This is a genomic window from Micromonospora sp. NPDC005197, assembly GCF_040608295.1.
Classification (GTDB): Bacteria; Actinomycetota; Actinomycetes; order Mycobacteriales; family Micromonosporaceae; genus Micromonospora.
The window spans coordinates 120163-141319 of the sequence record NZ_JBEXHY010000005.1 but is presented as its reverse complement, the minus strand read 5'-3'; the positions used below and the strand labels follow the sequence as shown (position 1 = coordinate 141319).

Here is a 21157-nt window from a genome sequence, read left to right as displayed (position 1 = left end):
CAATCTTCCCATACCCCCCGTTTTTCCTTTCTGCCTCATGCCGGCCACCATTTATACCGCATCTCGGGCGGTGCCCGGGCCACCGGTGGCTCCGCCGTCGTCGTTCCCGCCCGCTTCACCAAACTCAAACTCGGGCACAATCCGCTTGTGGAACGCGAACTGGCGGCGGCGCTGGAGCTGATTCTGTCCGATCTCGAGACGCACGGCGGGGTGCAGCCCGACCTTCGTGACGAACCGTGGCGAGACGACCCCCATACCGCCAGCGCCTTTCTCTACGCTGCCGATGGTTCTGGCCAGGGAGTCTCGGTCGACCTTGGCCAACCGACCGTTACCCAGCTCGTCACGCTCGCCGCCCAGGTTCAGGAGTGGGCGATTGAGGCGCTGTGGTCTCTGGGCCGCGCCACCAATTGGCCACCCTGTCCCGAGCATCCGGTGAGTCACCCTCTGACGGCGGTGGTACGCACCGGCCGAGCGATCTGGGTCTGTCCAACCCTCGCCACCGAGATCAGCGAGGTCGGCGCGCTCGGCCGCTGACCCACCCCGGTCTGGCCTTCGGGGTCAACAGATGCCTGCGCAGGCTCGTCGTCGCATTATGACGAGTCACGTAGGCCGCCACCTCGACGGCGACTTCGGCGGGCACTCGGCCCTGCGCCACCGCCTCTTCGCGCGCGTAGGGGCACGGATAGCAGGAACCGTGCGTACAGGTCGACCACCGGCACCGTCGGAAGGTCGTTCACGGCAGCCACGAACTGACTCGCGAGGTAGGTCGCCGCCGCCCAGGGGTCACCGACCGCGAACATGGCCCGAGCCTCAGGACAGGGGTACGGCTGTCCACACGCCTCGCAGTCCCACGACGGGCGCTGCGGCCAGTGCGCGTTCACCGGCGCCACCCCACGTTGGTCCGATTCGCCGGAGAGCGCAGCAGACACGGCGCTCGGACCGGCTGGGCGTCGGTCCGTGTCGGCTCGCTCGCCCAACCGCGGGAGCGGCGGACCAGATCGGACGTTATTGGCTCCACACTGACCGTCGGCCGCATCTGGGACGCCTCCGAGGTCCGCGCGTACGCAGCGAAGCGCCGGGAACGCAACGAGGGCGGCCGCGGCTAGGCCCTGTCGGATTCCTCGGCCGACCCGACCCGAAATCCAGATGGCAGTCGATGTCGGGACCCGTTTCCTTGATCGATGGCGGCTGAGCAACTAGACACGCCGAGCATCGCCTTGCTGAGCTGCCACCGATCGCCTGGCTGACAGCTCTGTCGCCCGGGTCACGGCGGGCGGGCCCGCGAGGCGTGGCAGGCTGACAGGCATGGGAACGACAGCGCGCGTACGGGCACCCGAACTACGGGGCCGGCAGTGGCTCAACACCGGCGGCAAGGACCTGACCTTGCAGGATCTGCGCGGCAAGATCGTCCTCGCTGATTTCTGGATGTCCTAGAAGAAGCTTGTAACTCACGTGCCGAGGCCCTAGCGTCCTCGCCATGTCCCATCACGAACACCTCGCCGATCTCTACCTACGCCTGTCCCTCGACCGTGAGGGAAAGACCGCAATCGAGCGCCAAGAGGCCGACTGTCGGGCCTGGGCCGTACGCGCCGGGCTAGAGGTCCGTACCGTCCACATCGACCGGGGCCGGTCCGGCTATAAGGCCGTCGACCGCGCCGGGTTCGACGCCGCCGTGTCTGCCCTCACGACTGGCACCGTCGGAACGCTGGTCGTCTGGAAGGTTGACCGCCTGTCCCGGCGTGGCATGGGCCAGGTCGGCCAAGTCCTTGACGACGTCGAGAAGGTCGGCGGGCGGATCGTCTTCGTACAGGACGGCCTCGACACGTCGCACTCTCAGGCCCGGCTCGTGCTCGCCCTCCTGTCCGAGGTCGCCCGCAGCGAATCCGCGAACATCGGCCTTCGCGTCGCCAGTGCGAAGGCTCACCTTCGCACTCTCGGCCGATGGATCGGGGGACAGCCGCCGTACGGCCTGGCCGTCGGCGAAGACGGCCGGCTAGACCACGACCCACGCACCGCGCCGACCGCCCGCGAGATCGCCGACCGGGCCCTATCCGGCGAACCGCTGGTGAGGATCGCGCGCGACCTCAACGCCCGGGAGATCCCCGCTCCGCGCGGCGGTAGTTGGGCCGTCGGGACGCTATCGACTCTGCTCAAGTCCCCCGCGTTCGCCGGACTACTCCCGGAGACGATCAAACGCAACGGGAAGTACACGGCGAAGGTCGTTCCGTGGCGCGACCCGGAGACCGGCGAGGCCGTCGAGGTCGGCCGAGGGATCGTCACGCCGGCCGAGCAACTACAGGCTGTGCGCCTCCTCGAAGGTCGCGCCGCCGCCGATCGGACGGGACGCAATCGCGGGGTCCGGGCCGAGGTATCGCACTTGTTGACCGGCTATCTGCGGTGCGGGGGCTGCGGCGGGCGCATGTCAGCCGCCGGCAAGTCGTACGTCTGTCAGGCTCGCCGCCTCGGCCGTCCCTGTCCGGCGCACACCACGGCCTTTATCGCCGCCGTAGACCGCGCCGTGGTCGATTCGTTCGTCAACCGCCTCGCCGCGACCGAGCCCGGCGACCCACTGCTAGACGCCGTTGCTGAACGATGGGTCGCCCGCCACGACCCCGCCGTCATCCGCGAGCGCACAACCATCACAGCCGCCCTGGACGACGCTAACGCCACCCTGGTCGACCTCGAAGACGCCCGATACCTGCGCGGCGAGTTCGTCGGCCCCGAGGCGGTCCAGCGCTGGGCCCGTTTGCACGAACGGCTGACCGTCCGTGTCGCCGGGCTGCGTCGCAACCTCGCCGAGTTCCCGTTGCCCGAGGCGGACATTAGCCCGCTACTTGATCCGGTGCTAGCTCGCGAAGCTTGGGACGCCGCCACTCTCGCCGACCGGCGCGACCTTCTCGGCCTGGCCCTGAACGCCATAACGATCACGCCCGCCGAGGGTCGCCGAGGCTACCGGTTCGACCCCGCCGCGCGTCTGCGCTTCACCTGGGCCGACGAGCCCGAGCCTGTGTCCGCCGACGCCTGAGACCAGACACCACAACCGCATATGACAGGCCCCGGCCGAGCGATTCCGCCGCCGACCAGGGCCCTAACGAACCCCAGGAGGTTCGCTGTGTTCAACCCTACTGACCCCGCGCCTATGTCGCCGCTCCCGCCGTAGCCGCCGACGCCCTCGCCGCCGCCGTGGCCGCCCTGCTGGACGCCGGCTACCTGGTCGTCACCGCGACCGCCACTGATCCGGCTGACGCTGACGACCTCGTCGCCCTGGTCGCCGACGACATGGACGCCGCCCGCGCCGCTGACGTCGTCGTGATTCTCCCCGGGGCCGAAGGGTTTGCCGAGCCGGTGTACGCCGCGCTTCACGGCGTGCCCGTCGTGGCTCTGGCCGACGTTTCGGCATACCTGCGTCGTCTGGCCGTCGCATGAGCCGCACCGAACGCGCCGAGGGCGCATTGCTGGTCCTGATCCTGCTCGTTGTCGGCGCTGCGGCCGGCTGGGCGAGCTTTAGCCACGTACACGCCTGGACGATGGCGAACAGCCCTGACGGGACGCCGAACGCCTTCGGCTGGGTCAACGCCTGTGTATCCGAGTTGGTCCCCGTGGCGTCGCTGCTGGAAATCCGGAGGCGGCGTCGGGCGGGTTCGCCGACGGGGTACCCCCTCGCCCTGCTGGTCGGGGCGGCGTGCCTTTCACTGGCCGCTCAGCTCGCCGTGGCGAAGCCGGGCGTATCGGGCTGGCTGCTGTCGGCCGTGCCCGCGCTCGCCTTCATGGCATTGGTGAAACTCGTCTTTGCCCGGACGCCCGCGATCGCTCATGACCCTCAAGAGAGGACCGCAGACGCGTCGGCCGAGGCGATCCCTACCGGAGGTACCCCTCGCCAAGTTGAGGCCGTCCCTAGTCCTCCCGGTACCTCCGCGCCGACCGTCCTTGCGCCGCCCCGGCATCGCCCGCCGGTCATCTCGTCCGGCGTTGGGATGTTGCCGCTCGTAGCCCGTGTTGACATCCCGCCGGCCGCGCCCGATCTAGTGGCGGCACCGCCGAAGACCGCCGCCAGGGTGTCGGCGGTCCTGGCCGAGACGGCGGGCGCGACGCCTGCTCAGGTGGCGGCCCGCCTGGGCGTCTCCGAACGTACCGCCCGCCGGTATATGCCCGCCGCCACCGTGCCGCCACGCCGCCGCCAGGCGGCCCGCCCGACGGCACTGGTTACCGCCTGACCCGCCCGCCGGGGCCGACCGGACACACGCCGGTCGGCCCCCGACGTCGAGACTTGATGCCCTGGCGAGAACATCCGATGGACCCGGCCTTGACCGCCGCCAGGTCCGATGCCGCGCCGTATGCCTGACGGCGCGATCCTGGTCCGGCGAGTGACGCTGACGCCGGACGGGCCAGTGTCAGCCGGGTACGAAGTGCTGCGGCCGTGTGACGCCGGCTTCGCGCCCTGGTCGTCTTTCTTGGATTGCCGGCCGTCATTGGACTAGCAGAGCGAGAAGTGCTGTCAATGCGCCAAGCAAGCCGGCGAGGCCGCCGAGAAAGGCCGGGGCCGTCCGGAGGTATTCGAGGATCAGGCCGTGCCGGTCGCGCGGCGCGCTGCTGGTCTGCTCTTCGCTCGTCACGCCGGGAACGGTACGGCGAGCGAGGGTCAGTGTCCTGCGGCCCCGTGAGCGCTGTAGCTCGCGCTGCGGCATGTGCGTTGGCGACGGCCTCTTACCGCTCCTTACCGAAACGGACCCGCGCTCACCGTCACTTACGTTCCTGTTGGCCGTTCGGGTGAACGCCACTCATCCGAATGCCGTGCATAGTTCTCGGATTCGGGCATCAATAGCGCTGTGGCGTGCCGGCGTGTCGTCAGGCACGCTCGACTTCGCGAAGCATCAGGGCGAGGCTTTGCGATCGGCGCTCGGCCGACAGCGCTTCCCATGCCCGACGTGCGTAGGCGACGCCGCTGGTCTTATCGCCGGCCTTCGCCATCGTCAGTCCCCGGTGTAGCTCGATGTGCGTCGCGAAGCGAGGCAGGCCCGCCGGCCGCGTCCGGTCGGCTTCCTGCTGCGCTTCGTTGCCCGGCCCGAGCAGTCCGAGGCGGGCGTACAACATGCTGCGGAAGGTCGCCATGCGCCATGGCGGTACGGCGGTGTCGGAGACTTCGCCGTCGGGCGACGCGACGTGATCGAAGACCCGCCGGGCCTCGGTGTCCTGCAAGATGGCCCCGGCCTCGTCGCCGCGTCCGGCCGCGACGTGCGCCTGTGCCATAAGGGCTTGTACGCGCCCGAGTGACGGCCGGTCAGATAAGGCGATGGCCTGGTCGGCGTAGCGCCGGGCGGTCGGCAGTGACGCCCCTTCGTAGGCGAGGGCGATAGCGGCTCGCCCGCGTACCCAGACACGCATGCCGAGATCGTCGGCGCGGTCGGCGGCCGTCGCGGCGAGGTCGTACCAGCGGATCGCCTCGGCCGGGTTGGACGTGGTCTTGCCGTAGGTCACGAGCGCCCGCGCGGCGTGCGTCCACATGCGGGGCGTGTCGAGGTGCTGCTGAAGAATTACGAGGTCACTCGCGAGGCGGGCCTGAAGCACCGCCGCGCCTACGGCCATGTAGTCCCGCCCGTACTGGTCGACTCGCTCGCGCCAGTCCTCTTCGGCCCCTCGCCCATCGAGCGCCGCGCTAAACCCAGCCCGGATTAGCTCGCCCGCTACGACCGGGCCGACGACGCCGGCCGCGAGCCCGAGCACCTGTCGACGGTTCACGTCACCCTCCCCAAGCGCCCGCGCGTAGGCGAGCACGATGTCAGGAGTCGCGGTCCGGCGTCCGGCTTCGACGTTGCTCAGGTGTGAAGCCGAGTAGCACGACCGGGCAGCAACCGAGGCAAGCGAGACGCCGGCCTCGGTACGAGCTTGCCGCAACTGCGCGCCGAGATCGTCCACACGTCCCCCTGATGAAAGCCCTTGAAAGCATCGACCTCCTTCCGAGCGTAGTCCCCTGATTGCAGGGTGCTAGGTAGACGGCGCGGCCGGTAGGGACCCGAGACCCGGCGGTCGCGTTCGTAACCGGGGGCCCGGCCGAACCGACGGCGAGCACCGAGGCCGGGCCCCCTTCCCAGAGCTACGAGCAGGGGGAGCGACGTGCCGGACAAGCCGCCTGAGCCGAAGCCCGACCCGAAGCCTGAACCGGCGACGCCACCGCCGATTCCTTGGCCGCCGGGGACGATCGTCCCTATCTGGCCGGTGAGCCGCCGTAACCGCGTTCCTGACCGCCGTTGGAGGGCCGCCGCATGACCGGGACCGCCCGGAAGCCGCAGACGGGCGACGTCTTGCGCCTGACCCGCGCCGCGAGTGTGCAGTTCATGCGCCCGATCACCGTGCGCGTGATTCGGATACTCGACTGGCCGACGTACGACGGTTGGCTCTGGCTGGACGGCTACGAGCTGGCCGCGAGCGGGGACGCGGTCGCGTGCCGGTCCCTGTTCGTGATGCCCGCCGGCCTGATCTGGCAGGACTCGCCCCCGGTCGTCCGGAAGACTTCCCGCCGCCCGGTGGTCCGCACGCCGGTACGGGTCGGCTGATGGTGCGTCTCGCAGATCACCTCCCCTTGCGTCCTTCGTGGCGTTGCCCTGCCTGCGGCATCCTGTGGCCCTGTTCGGCCGCGAAGCTGCGCCTCCTCGGCAAGTTCCGCGAGGATCGGCCGGGCCTACTGGTGCACATGGCGAAGGTTCAGGAGGAGGCGACGGCCGACCTGACGAAGCTCAACCCGGACGCCACCCTGCCGGACCTGACCCCGCGCTTCGTCGGCTGGGCTGAACGCCGGTAGCCGACCTCCCCGATCGCCCGCCCTGGGTCCGTCCTCTTCCCCCGTGGAGGACGGCCCCGGGGCGGGTCTCATTTTTCCGTGAACACCTGGCGCATCCCTGGCCCACTCCTCCTGTGTCCGCAAGAGACACGATGCTCAGGAGGCCCCGCCCGTGTCTGAAGCCGGCCCCGATCCACCAAGCCCGGCGGTTGTCGTCGCCGACCTGGCCGACACCGCCGCCTAGCGCCGCCGAGAGCCCGTCGAGTCCCCGCGTGGGGCCCGGCGGGCTCTCGGCTTTCCAGGGCCGCCGGGAGGACGCCGGGAACGGGCCGAAGGCCGAGTGATGGTTGTTGCAACATGGCTAGGTTTCGTCACTCCCTTATCTCTTCTTTGGAGGAGGAGGAGAAGAACTAGAAGAGAGATATAGGAATGACGAAACCTAGCCCGTTTGCAACAACCATCACTCGCCCTGGACGTCGCCCGGCCCCCGCCCGGCTGAACACCTGGCATCCCCCTGGCCCACTCACAGAGTGAACGCCCCGCCTTCCCGGCGCTGACCCCGAGGAGTTGACGTGTCCGACCAGGACCCGCCACCAACCCCGGCGGCCCACTTGGCCGCCATCGCTCACGACTACTACGCGCCCCGGCCCCGGCTGGCTGATCCCGCTTACTCGAACCTCCTACGGCGGCCCGACGTTCAGCCCCTCGACGCCGTACGCCTCGGCCAGGCCCTGGCCCCGATGTTCACTAGGGGCTACGTCCAGCGCGTGACCGTGGCCGAGTACGACACAGACACCGTCGAGCGCCGCACGGTTGCCCAGCGCAGCGCCGCCGACCCGGTCCGCGCCGATTACCTGTCGGCCGACGATTTCGCCGGCCGCGTCGCCCTGGTCGTGACGCACCTCCCGGACGCCCCGCCCTCGACGTCGTCCGATGTAGCCCGCGCCGTCCGTGACTCGCGCGCCCTGGCCGCGTTCGGGGTGCGGTCCCCGTGGGCGCGGGCGGTCGCCCGAGCGGTCGTCGCCGAGCTTCCCGCGCTGGACGACGCCGGCCTGACACTGTTCCGCGACGGCGAACCGGAGCGCCCGGCCGCCGGCTGGACGGCCGAGCAGCGCCGCGAGTATGACCGGGCCCGCCGGGTCCCGCGTGCCCCGTCCGTCGTGGCCGCCCAGTGGTTCGCTACCTGGCGCGACCAGACAGGTCCCGGCGCGCACCCGGCGGCCGACGTCTACCGCGCCTACGTCGCCTCGGCTGAGCGGGCCGGCGCGACGCCGGTAGGCCGCACTCACTTTTACAAGCTGGCCGAGGCGGTTTGCGGACCTCGCAAGCGGCGAGCCAGCGGCCCCGTGTTCGTCGTTTCCCAGGAGGCAACGCCGATGGACCGCAAGCAACGCCGAGACCTCGCCGCCGCGATCGTGGACCGCCTAACCGTTGAGTGGCGTACCCACGCCCTCGACGGCCTCGCCGACCTTCTCGCCGAGCGCCAGGCCGCCACCGCCACTAATTCCGCGGTGACCACCCCCGCGATTAGCGGCGCCGCAAATGTTGTCGACCTCGCCGCGCATCGCGCCCGCCGGGCCGCATAGCCGCAACACCTCGACGCCCCCGGCCCGCCGATGTCGGCGACCTCGGGGCGTTCGCGTACCCCGCGTCGACCGTCAGAGGTGGTCCGGTCGACGTAGCCAGCCGTATCCGAAGTCACCCGGGTACGGCTGGCCTGTGGTCGGGGCCCGCCGGGTGTCTCTCCCCGCGACGGGCTTGGTCCGGGTCGATACCGCCCCCGACACCCGTCCCGTCAGGAAAGCCGCGCCCATGCCCTACGAACCGCCCGACCCGGCCGTCGCTCGCGTCATCGCCGAGCAGGTCCTACGCCGACGCGGCGAATACCACGCCACCGTCGGCCAGTTACACGATTTGTTCCTCCGCGAGATCCCCGAAAGCCCGGCCGCCGTCAGCGCGACCTCCGCCGGATCGTTCGTCCGCTGGGCCCGATCGGACCTCGGCGCACTCGGGATCGCCGTCCGCCGCAGCACGCTCGGCCCTGGCGGTCGTCGGTTGTATTTCCGGCTGGTCGCGGCCCCCGGCGAGACCGACCCGTCAACCCCCGAGGGCAAGCCCTAGAACGACCGGAACTAAGCCGACCCGGCCAACTACCGCCCGCCCCTGATCCCCCGCCAGAACACGTCTGGCGGGGGTCTTACCGTACGGAAGAGAGCCCATGACGACCGCAGCCCAGCCATTCGACCCGAACGCCGTCGCCGCCGCAGCCCGGGGCGACGAACCGACGGCCGAGGTCCGCAAAGGGACCGAGCTTACTGGCGCGGATACCCGGCGCATCCTCGCCAACATGAGCGGCGCGTCGGAAGCGCCCCGGCCCCGGTATCCGCTTTTTCCTGAGTCGTTCGACCGGCCCGAGTTCGCCGCCCTGGCCGCCGCCGTCGCCGCCCTGGACGCGGCGACCCGCCGCCGCGAGGACGCGCAGGACGCCTACCAGGACGCCGAGGACGCCTACCGCGTCGACCTCGGCGCGTGGGAGCGGGCACAGGCTGAGACTGCGAAGAAGATCGCGGCGGGTGCCAAGATCCCCGCGAAGATTGAGTCGCGCCCCACGCCGGCCCCGTACGAGGCGAAGGCCGAACTTCTGGCCCGCGTCGCTGGCGAGGCGGTCAAGGCCGAAGCCAGGGCCGCCGAGGCGGTGAACGCCGAATGCCGGAAGGTCGGGGCCGAGGTCGCCCGCTTCGCCGCCGACCGCCAGCGCGCCATGGCCGAGGCCGTGCGGCCGAAGCTGGCCGAGGTCTTGGCCGAAGTCGGCGACCTGATCGAGACGCACGAACGGGCGTACGCCGCGCGGACGTGCGAGACGTCCGACCGCCTGGCCGCCGCCCAGGGCTGGGAACCGAGTCGGGCCTACCTGCGCCAGAACCGCGATAACGCCGCGTTCATGGTCGCCCAGGGGTTTTACTCGCGCGAGGTTGACCGGCACGAGGACGCCGGTAAGCGCGGGGTGGCCGCCCTCCGCGTCCTGGTCGACGCTCTGGCAGTCGAGAACTTCGCGGCCCCGTGGCCAACCGGGACGGACCCGGTCGACGCCGTCCGCGACCGGCTCGCCAGGGACCGGCCGGACACCACGCCCGGCGTGTCGCCCGTCGCCTTCTTCAAGGGGGCGTGACGTGACAGCCGACAAGGTCGCGCGAGCCGTGACGGCTGCTCAGGAGGCCGAGCGGGCAAAGGCTGAGCCGCAACCCCGGGCGGACCGAGATTGGCTCGTCGCCGACGCCGCTCGGCGTTATGGCCTCGGTGACGCCCTGGCCGCGATGATCAAGGGGGACACCGCCGCCGAGATCCAGCGGGACGCCCGCCGCCTGACCGTCGAGCGGTCGACACTCCTCGCCGCCGAGGCCGAGGTTCAGCCGGAAGCCCCGAGGCTCGCCCCGGTGTCTGGCCGGGCCCCGGCCGATCAGGGCCTGTACGACTTCGATCCGACCGACGTGGTCCGACAGGTTCGCCAGCCCTACTAGCGACACGGACGGAGGGCCCTCGGGAAACCCGGGGGCCCTCGCCTATGTCGGCGCACGCCGGCCCGTCCCGGCCCACCTCCTGACCTGGACGTCCTGCACGTCGCGTCCTCGCCGCGAGCGTCGCGAGTCGCGACTGACTCAGCGTGAGGGTTACTGACCGTGACCCTGGGGGGAGGGCCCCCCTTGACCTCTTCCCCACACCGAAGCGGCATAGCGTCTCAGGCACCGTACGGGCAGCGAGGTTATATAGACGCTCCCCGATATCATGCACAGTGACGCCCGAGAGTGACCCCTCAGGCTACTTCGCGAGGCGCTACGGCCGCTCGTTCCGCATCGACGCCTCATGCTGCCGCGCGAAATGCAGAGCGTGAAGGCACCACTGCACCGAACTGCCCTCCCGCAGATGCTGCGCGACCGTCTTACCGCTGATCTCGGTGAAGAGGTCTTGGGGTCGAAAGTCGTTCTTTCCGAGTTCGAACACCTCGGCGAAGCTCAGCGGATCGACGCCCTTGCTGAACCACTCCTTGACCTTGTCGACGTCATAATTCGACAGAACAGCCCACGTCGCAAGGACCTCGATCCGGTTGGCGCTGGTCTTCGTCCAGTCAACCTGTTCGTCGATGTAGTACCGAATGCGCTTCAGAGCGGTAGTGCGGTCGCGGTCACCGCTGCGGGGCCTCGGGCTGGTCCCACGACGAAGCAAGTCCTCGCGCTCACGACGATTGAGGCCAAGCGCGCGCAGGCCCGACTCAAGATCGTCGTACTTCTTCAACGCCAGATCCGCCATCGCGCCGATATCGGCGACTTGTGGGTCAGGATCGGCGCGACGACCGAGAAGATTTTCGCGGATGCGACGAAGCTCCTCGTCCTCACCGTTGTGCAAATTATCCTCCTGCATCAGTGCATCTGACCGATTGTAGGCGGTGCGTCGCGAGCGAGAAACCCTCGCCGCCGGACCGTATCCGGCGGCGAGGGGTTTCTGCGTTTACACGCTATGGCGCGTTCTCCGCGAGTCGCTGGGCCTCGGGCCCGACCCGGCAGCGTTGCGCGCAGAGTTCCAACGGTTGCCCTTTATCCGCCCGCCACCACGTTGCCGTCGTGCCTGCGGATAATCCGGTGGCGACCAACGGGGCAGATCACGTCTGCGCGCATAGCGGCGAGCAAAATATTTGAGAGTGTCATAGGCGGCGTTGCCGGCTACCCCACCTAATAGGGCCAAGCCGATCCACGCCGCAACCTCACCGATCGAAGACAGATCGCACGGTGTCTTACTCCTCTCGCTGCTGGCAGCGTATCGCACCGTGACAAGTCGGCTACGAGCCGGGACTAGGTCGAGTAGAGGTTCATTCAAGCCATTGCAAACGTGAAAGCCCCGTCCTGGCGTCTGCCGGGACGGGGCGCTTCGGCGTTTACACGCTATGACGCGTTTTCGGCCGCGATCTCCGCAAGCCGCTGGGCCTCGGCTTTTTGGCGGCGGGCTGCCGACGTCGAACAAGGTGAAGCCCTCGTCCGCCGGGGTGATCCGGTCGACCGAGGGCTTCACTCAGGGTCTACTCCTGGTCCGGGTCCCGATCCCGCCGGACAAGCTGGTTCAGGACCGTGAGAACGCCCACGGCAACGAGGGCCGGGGTAGCGGCCTTCGGGTTCTCCATGACCATGTAGCCAGCAAGAACGGCCGCCACCAGCAGCGCAAGACCTCTGGGCGACACGTCACGGTTTCCAGGGGCCTTCTTAACCTCATCCGTGTTACGACGTACTCTGCTCACAGGCGAGCCTCCTTGTTTCTTCTTCGTCGGAAGGGCTTGGTGATCTCGTTACCTGCACTCGTTGACGCGAGTGCTGCTCACGACGGCACCCGTTGGCGCGGGTGCCGTCGTCGTACTAGCCGGCGTCCCGGCCGCCTTCGGCGTCGGTCGACGCCGGCACGTCGTCCGAGGCCGCGAATCGGGTCCACGCGATCAACTTGACCTGGGGCTGCACCATGTCCGGCATTCCTCGGACTGTAGTGGCGCATCCAGTCCCGGCCCAAGCCAGGCGCGCCCCGTGCAATGTCGGTCACCCAGGTCGATGTAGACACCCGCCGAGAGAGCCCTGTTAAGTCCTACCGGGACGGTCCGAACTGGCGGACCAGCGGGATGACCGCCCGATGGTTCCCAGGGTCATCAACAGCTTGAACGCAACGCGGCAGTGCCGGAAGGCGCGGCGCTTCGTCGTTGTCGTGGGGCTAGGCGGACTCTTCTGCCATGATCTCGGCGAGTCGCTGTGCCTCAGGGTCGTCGAAGATGCTCATGTCGAAGATGACGTCAGCCGGCACCCCGCGCCGTCGGCTTCCCGGCCTCGATGGAGACGTTGACCGTCAGCCGAATCTGGGATGCAGCCGAGGTCCGCGAGTACGCCGCGAGGCGTCAGGAACGCAATGAAGGCGGCTCGGGCTAAGACGCCTCGACGCTTTCTGTCGTCCGGGTCACGACGACCGATACGGAAGGCCTCGCCGTGGCAGGCTGACAGGCATGGCAACGACAGCGCGTGTACGTGCGCCGGAACTACGGGGCCGGCAGTGGCTTAACACGGGTGGACAAAACCTGACATTGCAGGATCTTCGAGGTCGTTGCGTCATCTTAGATTTCTGGACCTTCTGCTGCATCAACTGCCTGCACGTGCTCGACGAGCTGCGGCCGCTGGAGGAGAAGTACGGCGACGTGCTCGTCGTGATCGGCGTGCACTCGCCGAAGTTCGAGCACGAGAAGGACCCCGACGCGCTGGCCGCCGCCGTCGAGCGGTACGGCGTGCACCACCCCGTACTCGATGACCCCGAGCTGGACATGTGGCAGCAGTACGCGGCCCGCGCCTGGCCGACCCTGTCGGTGATCGACCCGGAGGGTTACGTGGTGGCCACCATGGCCGGCGAGGGCCACGCCGAAGGGCTGGCCCGGCTGATCGACGAGCTGATCGCCACCCACGAGGCGAAGGGCACCCTGCACCGGGGCACCGGTCCGTACGTTCCGCCGCCGGCCCCGGAGACCGCGCTGCGCTTCCCGGGCAAGGCGGTGCTGCTGCCGGACGGCAACCTGCTGGTCTCGGACTCGGCCCGGCACTCCCTGGTCGAGGTGGCTCCGGACGGCGAGACGCCGGTTCGCCGCATCGGCTCGGGCGAGCGGGGTCGGGCCGACGGGCCGGCCGAGGCGGCGACCTTCTCCGAGCCGCAGGGCCTCTGCCTGCTGCCCACGCACGTCGCCGAGGTGGCCGGCTACGACCTGGTGGTCGCCGACACCGTCAACCACCTGCTGCGCGGCGTACGGCTGGAGTCCGGCGAGGTGGTCACCGTGGCCGGCAGCGGCCGGCAGTGGCGTGCCTCGGTCGACGACCACGCGCACGACGCGCTCTCCGTGGACCTGTCCTCACCGTGGGACCTGGCCTGGTACGACGACAAGCTGATCATCGCGATGGCGGGCATCCACCAGCTCTGGTGGTTCGACCCGATCAAGCGGACCGCCGGCATGTACGCGGGCACCACCGTGGAGGCGCTGCGCGACGGCCCGCTGGCCGAGGCGTGGATGGCGCAGCCGTCGGGGCTGTCCGTCTCCGCCGACGGCGCCCGGCTCTGGATCGCCGACAGCGAGACCAGTTCCGTCCGGTACGTCGAGAACGGGGTGCTGGGCACCGCCGTCGGGCAGGGGCTCTTCGACTTCGGGCACGTGGACGGGCCGGCCGAGTCGGCGCTGCTCCAGCACCCGCTGGGGGTGTGCGCGCTGCCGGACGGCTCGGTGCTGATCGCGGACACCTACAACGGCGCGGTGCGCCGCTTCGACCCCGCCACCGGCCAGGTGTCCACGGTCGCGGACGGGCTGGCCGAGCCGAGTGACCTGGTGCTCACCCCGGCCGGTGAGGTGCTGGTAGTGGAGTCCGCCGCGCACCGCCTGACCCGGCTGGCGCCCGGCGCGTTGTCGGCGGCCGGCGCGAGCACCGTGGACGGCCCCCGGCACCGCACCGAGCGCAAGCCGACCGACGTGGCGGCGGGCGAGGTCATCCTGGACATCGTCTTCACGCCCGCGCCGGGGCAGAAGCTGGACGAGACGTTCGGGCCGTCGACCCGGCTGGTGGTGTCCGCCTCCCCACCGGAGCTGCTGGTGGAGGGCGCCGGCACCGGCACCGAGCTGTCCCGTCGGCTGGTGCTCAACAGCGAGGCGACCGGCGGGGTGCTCCAGGTGACCGCCCAGGCGGCGACCTGCGACGCGGACGTCGAGCACGCGGCCTGCCACCTGACCCGGCAGGACTGGGGCGTCCCGGTGCGGGTGGTCGACGGCGCGGCGTCCCGGCTTCCGCTGGTCCTGCGCGGCCTGGACGCCTAAGCGGCGAACGGGGCGAGCGGGACGTCGGCGTCGATCAGGGAGGCGCGGACCAGCTCGGTGGCGGAGACCGCCCCCGGTGTGTCCCCGTGTACGCAGATCGACTCCACCGGGCAGGGGATCACGGTGCCGTCCACCGCGACGACGGTCCGTTCGGTGGCCATCCGTACCGCCCGGGTGGCCACCTCCTCCGGATCGGTGATCAGCGCGCCGGGTGCGCCGCGCGGCACCAGCGACCCGTTGGGCAGGTAGCCGCGGTCGGCGAAGGCCTCGGCGACCACGGGTAGGCCCGCGCCGACGGCGAGCTGGGCGAGCGTCGAGCCGGGTAGGCAGAGCACGGGCAGTTCGGGGTCGTGGCCGCCGACGGCGGCGACCACCGCCGCCGCCTGGGACTCGTCGGTGGCGGCCGCGTGGTAGAGCGCCCCGTGCGGCTTGAGGTAGCGGACCCGGGTGCCGAACAGCCGGCAGAAGGCGTCCAGCGCGCCCAACTGGTAGGTGATCTCGTCGCGCAGCTCGGCGAAGTCGTACGCGATGTGCCGCCGGCCGAAGCCGGCCAGGTCCCGGTAGCCGACCTGCGCGCCCACCGCGACGCCGCGCTTCGCCGCGCCCTCGCAGACCCGCCGCATGGTGGACGGGTCACCGCCATGGAAGCCACAGGCCACGTTGGCGGAGGTCACCAGGCCCAGCAGCGCGTCGTCGTCACCGAGCCGCCAGATGCCGAATCCTTCGCCCAGGTCAGCGTTGAGGTCCATGAAATCTGACGGTAGTACCTGGCCGGGCCTGCGCGAGCGGGGTCACGTCGGTGACCACCCCGATGACCGGGTAACCGCCGGTGGTCGGATGGTCGGCGAGGAAGATCAGGGGTTGGCCGTCCGCCGGCACCTGTACCGCGCCGAGCACGATGCCCTCGCTGGGCAGTTCGCCGGCGACCGCGCGGGGCAGGGCCGCGCCGGCGAGCCGCGCTCCGACCCGGTTGCTGACCGGGCTGACGGTGTACGCGGTGCCGAACAGCAGGTCGAGCGCGCTCGGGGTGAACCAGTCGTCGCGGGGGCCGAGGCGCACGCTCAGGTGCAGTTCGGGCGCGGGTGCCGGGCCGATGGTCACGTCCACCGGCGCGGGTTCGGCCGGCGGCACGCCCAGCGGCAGCCGGTCGCCGTCGCGCAGCACGGGCGGGCCGAGCCCGGCGAGGGTGTCGGTGGCGCGGCTGCCGAGCACCGGCGGCACGTCGATCCCGCCGGCCACGGCGAGCCAGCTCCGTACGCCCCGACGGGCGGGGCCGACGCGCAGCACGGTCCCGGCCGGCACGGTGAGCGGGCGGCCAATGTCGCCCGGCCGGTCCCCGGCGCGGACCGCCACCTCGGCACCGGTGAGCGCCACGGTGGCGGCGTGGGTCAGCCGCAGTGTGCAGCCGGTCAGGGTGATTTCCAGGCCGGCGGCCTGTTCGGCGTTGCCGACCAGCCGGTTGGCGAGCCGCAGGGCGGTCGGGTCGAGAGCGCCGGAGCGGGGTACGCCGAGGTGCGCCCAGCCGGGCCGGCCCAGATCCTGCACGGTGGTGAGGGCGCCCGCGCGGAGCACCTCGATCTCGGCGGGCCGGGTCACGTCGTCGCCACCATGCGGACGCGGGTGCCGGGACCGAGCCGGGCGGGCGGGTCGCCGTCGACGTCGAAGAGGGGCAGGTCGGTCCGGCCGACCAGCAGCCAGCCGCCGGGGGACGCGCTGGGGTAGATGCCGGCGTACGGGCCGGCGAGGGCGACCGAGCCGGCCGGCACCCGGGGGCGGGGAGTGGGCAGCCGGGGCAGCGCCAGGTCGGCGGGGAGCCCGGTCAGGTAGGGAAAACCGGGGGCGAACCCGCAGAACGCCACCCGGAACCGGGTGCTGGTCAGGCGGCGCAGCACGGCCGACACGTCGACGCCCCAGTGGCCGGCGACGACCGGCAGGTCCGGCCCGTCGAACTCGACCGGAACGACGACCTCCGCGCCGTGGCCGCCGCCGATTGTCGTGTCGCCGCCCCCGGCGCCGGCCGCGACGCCGTCGTCCTCAGTGGCGCCGGCCGCGACGCCGTCGCGCTCAGTGGCAGCAGCCGCGGCGGTGACCGCCGGCGCCCAGCGGGACAGCAGGTCGGCGGTGGCGGTGGGGTCGGGCAGGCCGTCGAGCAGAACGGTGCGGGCCGCCGGCACGATCTCGACCGCGTTCAGGTCACCCTGCTCGCGGCGGCGCCACAACTCGGCCCGCCACGCTTCGACCAGGGCCGCCTCGGGAATGTCGGCCGGGGCGGTGCAGTCGAGCAGCAGGGCGTGCGCACCGGCGGGTCGGATCCGCATCCGCTCATCCTCGCCGATGCCGTGCCGACCCGGTGTTAACGGTGACGGTGCTCGGTGTCACCGGCCTGACTACTTGAAAGTAACCTACGGTGCCGTAACCTGATGTCGTGACCACCTCCGCCCCGCTTCGCCTGAAGCCGGTCGACATCGGTAAGCCCCGGATGCGCGGCTGGCTGCACACGTACGCCTTCTTCGTCGCCGTGGTCGGCGGGATCGTGCTCTGCTCGATCGCCGCCACCCGACCGGGCTGGGCACCCCTGGTGAGCTGTGTCATCTACAGCCTGACGGTCTGCGGGCTGTTCGGCACGAGCGCCCTGTACCACCGTCGGGTGTGGTCGGAGCGCGGCTACCAGGTGATGCGCCGGCTGGACCACTGCATGATCTTCGTGTTCATCGCCGGCACGTACACCCCGCTCTGCGTCATGCTGCTCTCGACCCAGCAGGCCACCATCATGCTGGCCCTGGTCTGGGGTGGGGCCCTGGGTGGTGTGGCGCTGAAGCTGGTCTGGCCGCACGCGCCGCGCTGGGTCTCCGCGCCGCTCTACCTGGCGCTCGGCTGGGTCGCGGTCGCCATGCTGCCGGACATCCTGCACGGCGGCGGCGTCACGGCGTTGGTCCTGCTGATCGTCGGTGGTGCCATCTACAGCGTCGGCGCGGTGTTCTACGCGCTGCGCCGCCCCAACCCGTGGCCCACCGTCTTCGGCCACCACGAGTTCTTCCACGCGTGCACGCTGCTGGCGGCGCTGTGCCACCACATCGCGATCTACTTCGCACTGTTCGCCTGAGGCAGACCCCCACACACGCGAGCCGGGGCCCCGCCACGCTGCGGGACCCCGGAGTGTGCGAGCGAGGGATCAGACGGGGCGACCCGGCCGACGCACCTCGCGGTACTCCCGCATGACCTGGTCGTCCTGGACCGGCACCACCCGGTCGGCCACCACGCGCTCCTCGCGGACCGGGGCGGCGACCACTGTGCGGCGGCGGTTGTTCCAGAAGTAGAGGGTGGCGAGCAGGCCGGCGACACCGGCGAGCATCAACACCCAACCGACCACGGCCAGGTTCAGCCAACCCAGGTCGGCCTCCACGGCGAATGCGAAGATCGCGCCCAGCGCGATCAGGAAGATGCTGCCACCAATGCCCATGTCTCGCTCCTCGGCTCTAACCTGGCGTACGGTCCGCCGCGGCCGTTGGTAGGGGTGCGGCATCCCTGGACTTACCCCGGCAGGAAGATCGCCAATCGGGCAAGCTGGTGGTATGACGGACAGCCACGCCGAGACGCGGACACTGGTGTTGCTCCGGCACGCGAAGGCCGAGCAGGGCAGCGAGGGTACGGACGACGCCGAGCGCCCGCTCAGCGCCCGCGGGGACGCCGACGCGGCGGCGGCCGGCGCGTGGCTGGCCCACCACGATCTGCTGCCCGACGTGGTGATCTGCTCGACCGCCCGGCGCACCCGCCAGACCTGGCACGGGGTGGCGATGGGGATGGCCGGTTCGCCGCCGGAGGGAGGGCCGACCGGTCCCCGCCCGACCGTCCGTTACGAGCCCGGCGCGTACGACGCCCACCCCGAGGAACTGTTGGCGCTGGTCCGTACCGCCGACTCGGCAGCTCGGGTCGTGCTGCTGATCGCCCACAACCCGGGCGTCTCGCTGCTGTCCGCGTTTCTCGACCCGGAGACGGTGGACGAGGAGGGTTTACGGACCGCCGAGCTGGCGGTGCACCGCGGCGTGTCCGCCTGGACGGAGTGGGGCCGAGGCGGGGCGCCGGTCGCGCAGCGGCACACCGCACGCGGCTGAGCCACCCGTCGGGCGCGACGGGTGGCTCAGGCGTACGTGCTCAGGCGGGCGTGGGTCAGGACGGCGGCGCGGTCGGCGGCGGGGGGTCCGGCGGCGGTGGCATCATCGCCGTCGGATGGGACAGCCGGTTCTCCTCCACGATGAGGGTCCGGGCCCGCTTGCGCCGGTCCTGCCAGAACCAGAGGGTGGTCAGCAGCACGGCCAGCCCGGCCAGGATGAACACCCAGCCGACCGCGCGCAGGTCTATCCACCAGACGTTGGCCCTGATCGCGAAGGTCATGATCGCGCCGAGCGCGATGAGAAAGATGCCGCTTCCTACACCCATGTGCGCTGCACTCCCCCGTGCGGTGGCTCTGGGCGTTCCCTTTCGTGGTCACGGCGGGTTACCCGCCACGGCACCGGCTTATCCGACCGGGCTCAGCCAATGTCTCGGCCGCGAAGCCAGCGACGGCCGGCGGGGCGGTTGCCCCACCGGCCGTCGACGTCAGCGCCGGGTGGTGCGACCCGGAACCGCTCAGGCGTGCCGTGGCACGGTCAGAAGGCCTCCTCCGGGAGGTCCATGATGTCGAGGTCGGCGCCCTCGATGATCCGCCGGTCGGCGCCGATGCGCGGCAGCACCTCGCGGGCGAAGAACCGGGCGGCGGCCACCTTGCCGGTGTAGAACGCCTTGTCAGTGGCGGAGACCTCGCCGGCCAGTGCCTTGAGCGCGACGTCGGCCTGCTTCTGCAGCAGCCAGCCGACGACCAGGTCGCCGATGGCCAGCAGGAACCGCCGGCTGCTCAGGCCGACCTTGTAGAGCGCGCGGGTGTCGCCGCCCTGCGCCTCGCCCAGCCAGCCGGTCAGCGTGCCGAGGATGTTCTGGATCTCGGCGAGCGCCTTGCCGAGCGCCTGCCGCTCCTCCTTGAGCTGGCCGTTGCCCGCCTCGGAGGAGATGAACTCCTGGATCTCGCCGGCGACCGCCATCAGCGCCTTGCCGTTGTCCCGGACGATCTTGCGGAAGATCAGGTCCAGGCTCTGGATGGCCGTGGTGCCCTCGTACAGGGTGTCGATCTTGGCGTCCCGGACGTACTGCTCCAGGGGGTAGTCCTGCAGGAAGCCGGAGCCGCCGAAGGTCTGCAGGGCCTCGTGGCCGAGCAGCTCGTACGCCCGCTCCGAACCGACGCCCTTGACCAGCGGCAGCAGCAGGTCGTTGACCCGCTTGGCCAGCTTGATGGCCTTCTCGTCGCCGGACGCCTCGGCGATGGCGACCTTGTCCTGCCAGGTGGCGGTGTAGAGGACCAGGGCGCGCAGACCCTCGGCGTACGACTTCTGCAGCAGCAGCGAGCGGCGGACGTCCGGGTGGTGGGTGATGGTGACCCGCGGGGCGGTCTTGTCCGCCTGCTGGACCAGGTCGGCGCCCTGCACCCGGTTCTTCGCGTACTCCAGGGCGTTGAGGTAGCCGGTCGAGAGGGTGGCGATCGCCTTGGTGCCGACCATCATCCGGGCGTACTCGATGATCATGAACATCTGCCGGATGCCGTCGTGCTTGTCGCCGAGCAGCCAGCCCTTGGCGGGTACGCCGTGCTCGCCGAAGGTCACCTCGCAGGTGTTGGAGACCTTCAGGCCCATCTTGTGCTCGACGTTGGTCGCGTAGACGCCGTTGCGCTCGCCCAGCTCACCGGTGGTCTCGTCGAAGTGGAACTTGGGCACCACGAAGAGGGACAGGCCCTTGGTGCCGGGGCCACCGACGCCCTCCACGCCCACCGGGCGGGCCAGCACGTAGTGGACGATGTTGTCGCTCAGGTCGTGCTCACCCGAGGTGATGAACCGCTTGACGCCCTCGATGTGCCAGGTGCCGTCCGGCTGCTGGATGGCGCGGGTGCGGCCGGCGCCCACGTCCGAACCGGCGTCCGGCTCGGTGAGCACCATCGTGGAGCCCCACTGCTTGTCGATGAAGAGCTTGGCCCAGGCCTTCTGCCGCTCGGTGCCCTCGACGTGCAGCACGTGCGCGAAGGACGGACCGGAGGCGTACATCCAGACCGGCGCGTTCGAGCCGAGCACCAGCTCGGCGAGGGCCCACCAGAGGGCCCGCGGGGCGTTGGTGCCACCCAGCGCGGGCGGCAGGTCCAGCCGCCAGAACTCGGAGTCCATGAACGCCTGGTAGGACTTCTTGAACGACTCCGGCAGCGGCGCGGTGTGCGTGGCCGGGTCGAAGACGGGCGGGTTGCGGTCGCTGTCCGTGTAGCTGGCGGCCAGGTCCTCGCGGGCGAGGCGGTCCACCTCGGCGAGGAAGCTCCGGGCGGTGTCGGTGTCGAGGTCCGAGTACGGCTCCTGGCCGAACGCCCGGTCCGCCCCGAAGACCTCGAACAGGTTGAACTCGAGGTCCCGAAGGTTGCTCTTGTAGTGGGTCATGCTCGCTGGCCC

General features: G+C 70.6%; 21 protein-coding genes and 2 pseudogenes. 13 read left to right on the top strand and 10 right to left on the bottom strand.

The features are described 5' to 3' along the window. The 5 genes and pseudogenes from ABZU46_RS04200 to ABZU46_RS04180 all read left to right on the top strand — a co-directional run. A partial coding sequence (locus tag ABZU46_RS04200; protein WP_354855009.1) for a hypothetical protein occupies positions 1-534 on the top strand: 534 nt, incomplete at its 5' end. 771 nt (positions 535-1305) lie between these two features. Continuing rightward, positions 1306-1434, top strand: coding sequence for a hypothetical protein (locus ABZU46_RS04195; RefSeq protein ID WP_354855008.1), 129 nt, complete (start codon positions 1306-1308; stop codon positions 1432-1434). A gap of 43 nt (positions 1435-1477) precedes the next feature. Continuing rightward, complete coding sequence (locus ABZU46_RS04190; protein ID WP_354855007.1) at positions 1478-3025, top strand: recombinase family protein; 1548 nt, start codon at positions 1478-1480, stop codon at positions 3023-3025. Positions 3026-3183: 158 nt separating this feature from the next. Continuing rightward, entirely contained in the window at positions 3184-3426 is a 243-nt protein-coding gene (locus ABZU46_RS04185) for a hypothetical protein (protein WP_354855006.1), read from the top strand. Further along, positions 3423-3788, top strand: a pseudogene (locus tag ABZU46_RS04180) (hypothetical protein); the annotation flags it as partial. The gene ABZU46_RS04185 and the pseudogene ABZU46_RS04180, both read left to right, overlap by 4 nt. Positions 3789-4466: 678 nt before the next feature. Here ABZU46_RS04180 and ABZU46_RS04175 read toward each other — a convergent pair. Continuing rightward, positions 4467-4613 (bottom strand): hypothetical protein, encoded by a 147-nt coding sequence (locus ABZU46_RS04175; protein WP_354855005.1) that lies wholly within the window; start codon positions 4611-4613, stop codon positions 4467-4469. A 232-nt stretch (positions 4614-4845) separates the two neighbouring features. Then, positions 4846-5913: a helix-turn-helix transcriptional regulator gene (locus ABZU46_RS04170; protein ID WP_354855004.1), complete on the bottom strand. Its 1068-nt coding sequence runs from the start codon at positions 5911-5913 to the stop codon at positions 4846-4848. 347 nt (positions 5914-6260) lie between these two features. On the opposite strand from ABZU46_RS04170, the gene ABZU46_RS04165 reads away from it, so the two are divergent. From ABZU46_RS04165 to ABZU46_RS04145, 5 genes are all read left to right on the top strand, one after another. Next, on the top strand, positions 6261-6551 hold the full coding sequence (locus ABZU46_RS04165) for a hypothetical protein (protein ID WP_354855003.1): 291 nt from the start codon (positions 6261-6263) through the stop codon (positions 6549-6551). Positions 6552-7347: 796 nt separating this feature from the next. Next, entirely contained in the window at positions 7348-8361 is a 1014-nt protein-coding gene (locus ABZU46_RS04160; RefSeq protein WP_354855002.1) for a hypothetical protein, read from the top strand. Between the two features lie 151 nt (positions 8362-8512). Beyond that, complete coding sequence (locus ABZU46_RS04155) at positions 8513-8896, top strand: hypothetical protein (protein WP_354855001.1); 384 nt, start codon at positions 8513-8515, stop codon at positions 8894-8896. 97 nt (positions 8897-8993) lie between these two features. Further along, positions 8994-9944: a hypothetical protein gene (locus tag ABZU46_RS04150; protein WP_354855000.1), complete on the top strand. Its 951-nt coding sequence runs from the start codon at positions 8994-8996 to the stop codon at positions 9942-9944. Between the two features lies 1 nt (position 9945). Beyond that, entirely contained in the window at positions 9946-10293 is a 348-nt protein-coding gene (locus ABZU46_RS04145) for a hypothetical protein (protein ID WP_354854999.1), read from the top strand. Between the two features lie 313 nt (positions 10294-10606). Here the strand turns inward: ABZU46_RS04145 and ABZU46_RS04140 are convergent, their stop codons facing one another. Next, entirely contained in the window at positions 10607-11191 is a 585-nt protein-coding gene (locus tag ABZU46_RS04140) for a hypothetical protein (protein WP_354854998.1), read from the bottom strand. 995 nt (positions 11192-12186) lie between these two features. Continuing rightward, positions 12187-12276 (bottom strand): annotated as a pseudogene (gene thyX / locus ABZU46_RS04135) (FAD-dependent thymidylate synthase); the annotation flags it as partial. A gap of 527 nt (positions 12277-12803) precedes the next feature. Between thyX and ABZU46_RS04130 the strand changes: the two are divergent. Next, positions 12804-14642, top strand: coding sequence for an NHL domain-containing thioredoxin family protein (locus tag ABZU46_RS04130; protein WP_354854997.1), 1839 nt, complete (start codon positions 12804-12806; stop codon positions 14640-14642). On the opposite strand, the gene ABZU46_RS04125 is transcribed toward ABZU46_RS04130, so the two are convergent. From ABZU46_RS04125 to ABZU46_RS04115, 3 genes are read right to left on the bottom strand one after another with little or no spacing between them, the layout of a single operon-like run. Next, the gene (locus ABZU46_RS04125) at positions 14639-15391 is read right to left on the bottom strand and encodes a 5-oxoprolinase subunit PxpA (protein ID WP_354854996.1); all 753 of its coding nucleotides are present in this window, start codon (positions 15389-15391) and stop codon (positions 14639-14641) included. The two genes, ABZU46_RS04130 and ABZU46_RS04125, sit on opposite strands and share 4 nt — an antisense overlap. Next, on the bottom strand, positions 15375-16238 hold the full coding sequence (locus ABZU46_RS04120) for a biotin-dependent carboxyltransferase family protein (RefSeq protein WP_354854995.1): 864 nt from the start codon (positions 16236-16238) through the stop codon (positions 15375-15377). Before ABZU46_RS04120 ends, ABZU46_RS04125 begins: the two co-directional genes overlap by 17 nt. After that, on the bottom strand, positions 16235-16960 hold the full coding sequence (locus ABZU46_RS04115) for an allophanate hydrolase subunit 1 (protein ID WP_354854994.1): 726 nt from the start codon (positions 16958-16960) through the stop codon (positions 16235-16237). Before ABZU46_RS04115 ends, ABZU46_RS04120 begins: the two co-directional genes overlap by 4 nt. Positions 16961-17067: 107 nt before the next feature. On the opposite strand from ABZU46_RS04115, the gene ABZU46_RS04110 reads away from it, so the two are divergent. Next, the gene (locus ABZU46_RS04110) at positions 17068-17745 is read left to right on the top strand and encodes a hemolysin III family protein (RefSeq protein ID WP_354854993.1); all 678 of its coding nucleotides are present in this window, start codon (positions 17068-17070) and stop codon (positions 17743-17745) included. Between the two features lie 69 nt (positions 17746-17814). Here the strand turns inward: ABZU46_RS04110 and ABZU46_RS04105 are convergent, their stop codons facing one another. Further along, positions 17815-18102 (bottom strand): DUF6458 family protein, encoded by a 288-nt coding sequence (locus ABZU46_RS04105; RefSeq protein ID WP_354854992.1) that lies wholly within the window; start codon positions 18100-18102, stop codon positions 17815-17817. A gap of 112 nt (positions 18103-18214) precedes the next feature. On the opposite strand from ABZU46_RS04105, the gene ABZU46_RS04100 reads away from it, so the two are divergent. Continuing rightward, positions 18215-18754 carry a histidine phosphatase family protein gene (locus tag ABZU46_RS04100; protein ID WP_354854991.1) on the top strand — a complete coding sequence of 180 codons (540 nt, stop codon included), beginning with the start codon at positions 18215-18217 and terminating at the stop codon, positions 18752-18754. 55 nt (positions 18755-18809) lie between these two features. Here the strand turns inward: ABZU46_RS04100 and ABZU46_RS04095 are convergent, their stop codons facing one another. Together ABZU46_RS04095 and ABZU46_RS04090 are read right to left on the bottom strand one after the other, a co-directional pair. Then, positions 18810-19079 (bottom strand): DUF6458 family protein, encoded by a 270-nt coding sequence (locus ABZU46_RS04095; RefSeq protein ID WP_007454197.1) that lies wholly within the window; start codon positions 19077-19079, stop codon positions 18810-18812. Positions 19080-19288: 209 nt separating this feature from the next. Next, positions 19289-21145, bottom strand: a complete 1857-nt coding sequence (locus ABZU46_RS04090) for an acyl-CoA dehydrogenase (protein WP_354854990.1) — start codon at positions 21143-21145, stop codon at positions 19289-19291. Positions 21146-21157: the final 12 nt, after the last annotated feature.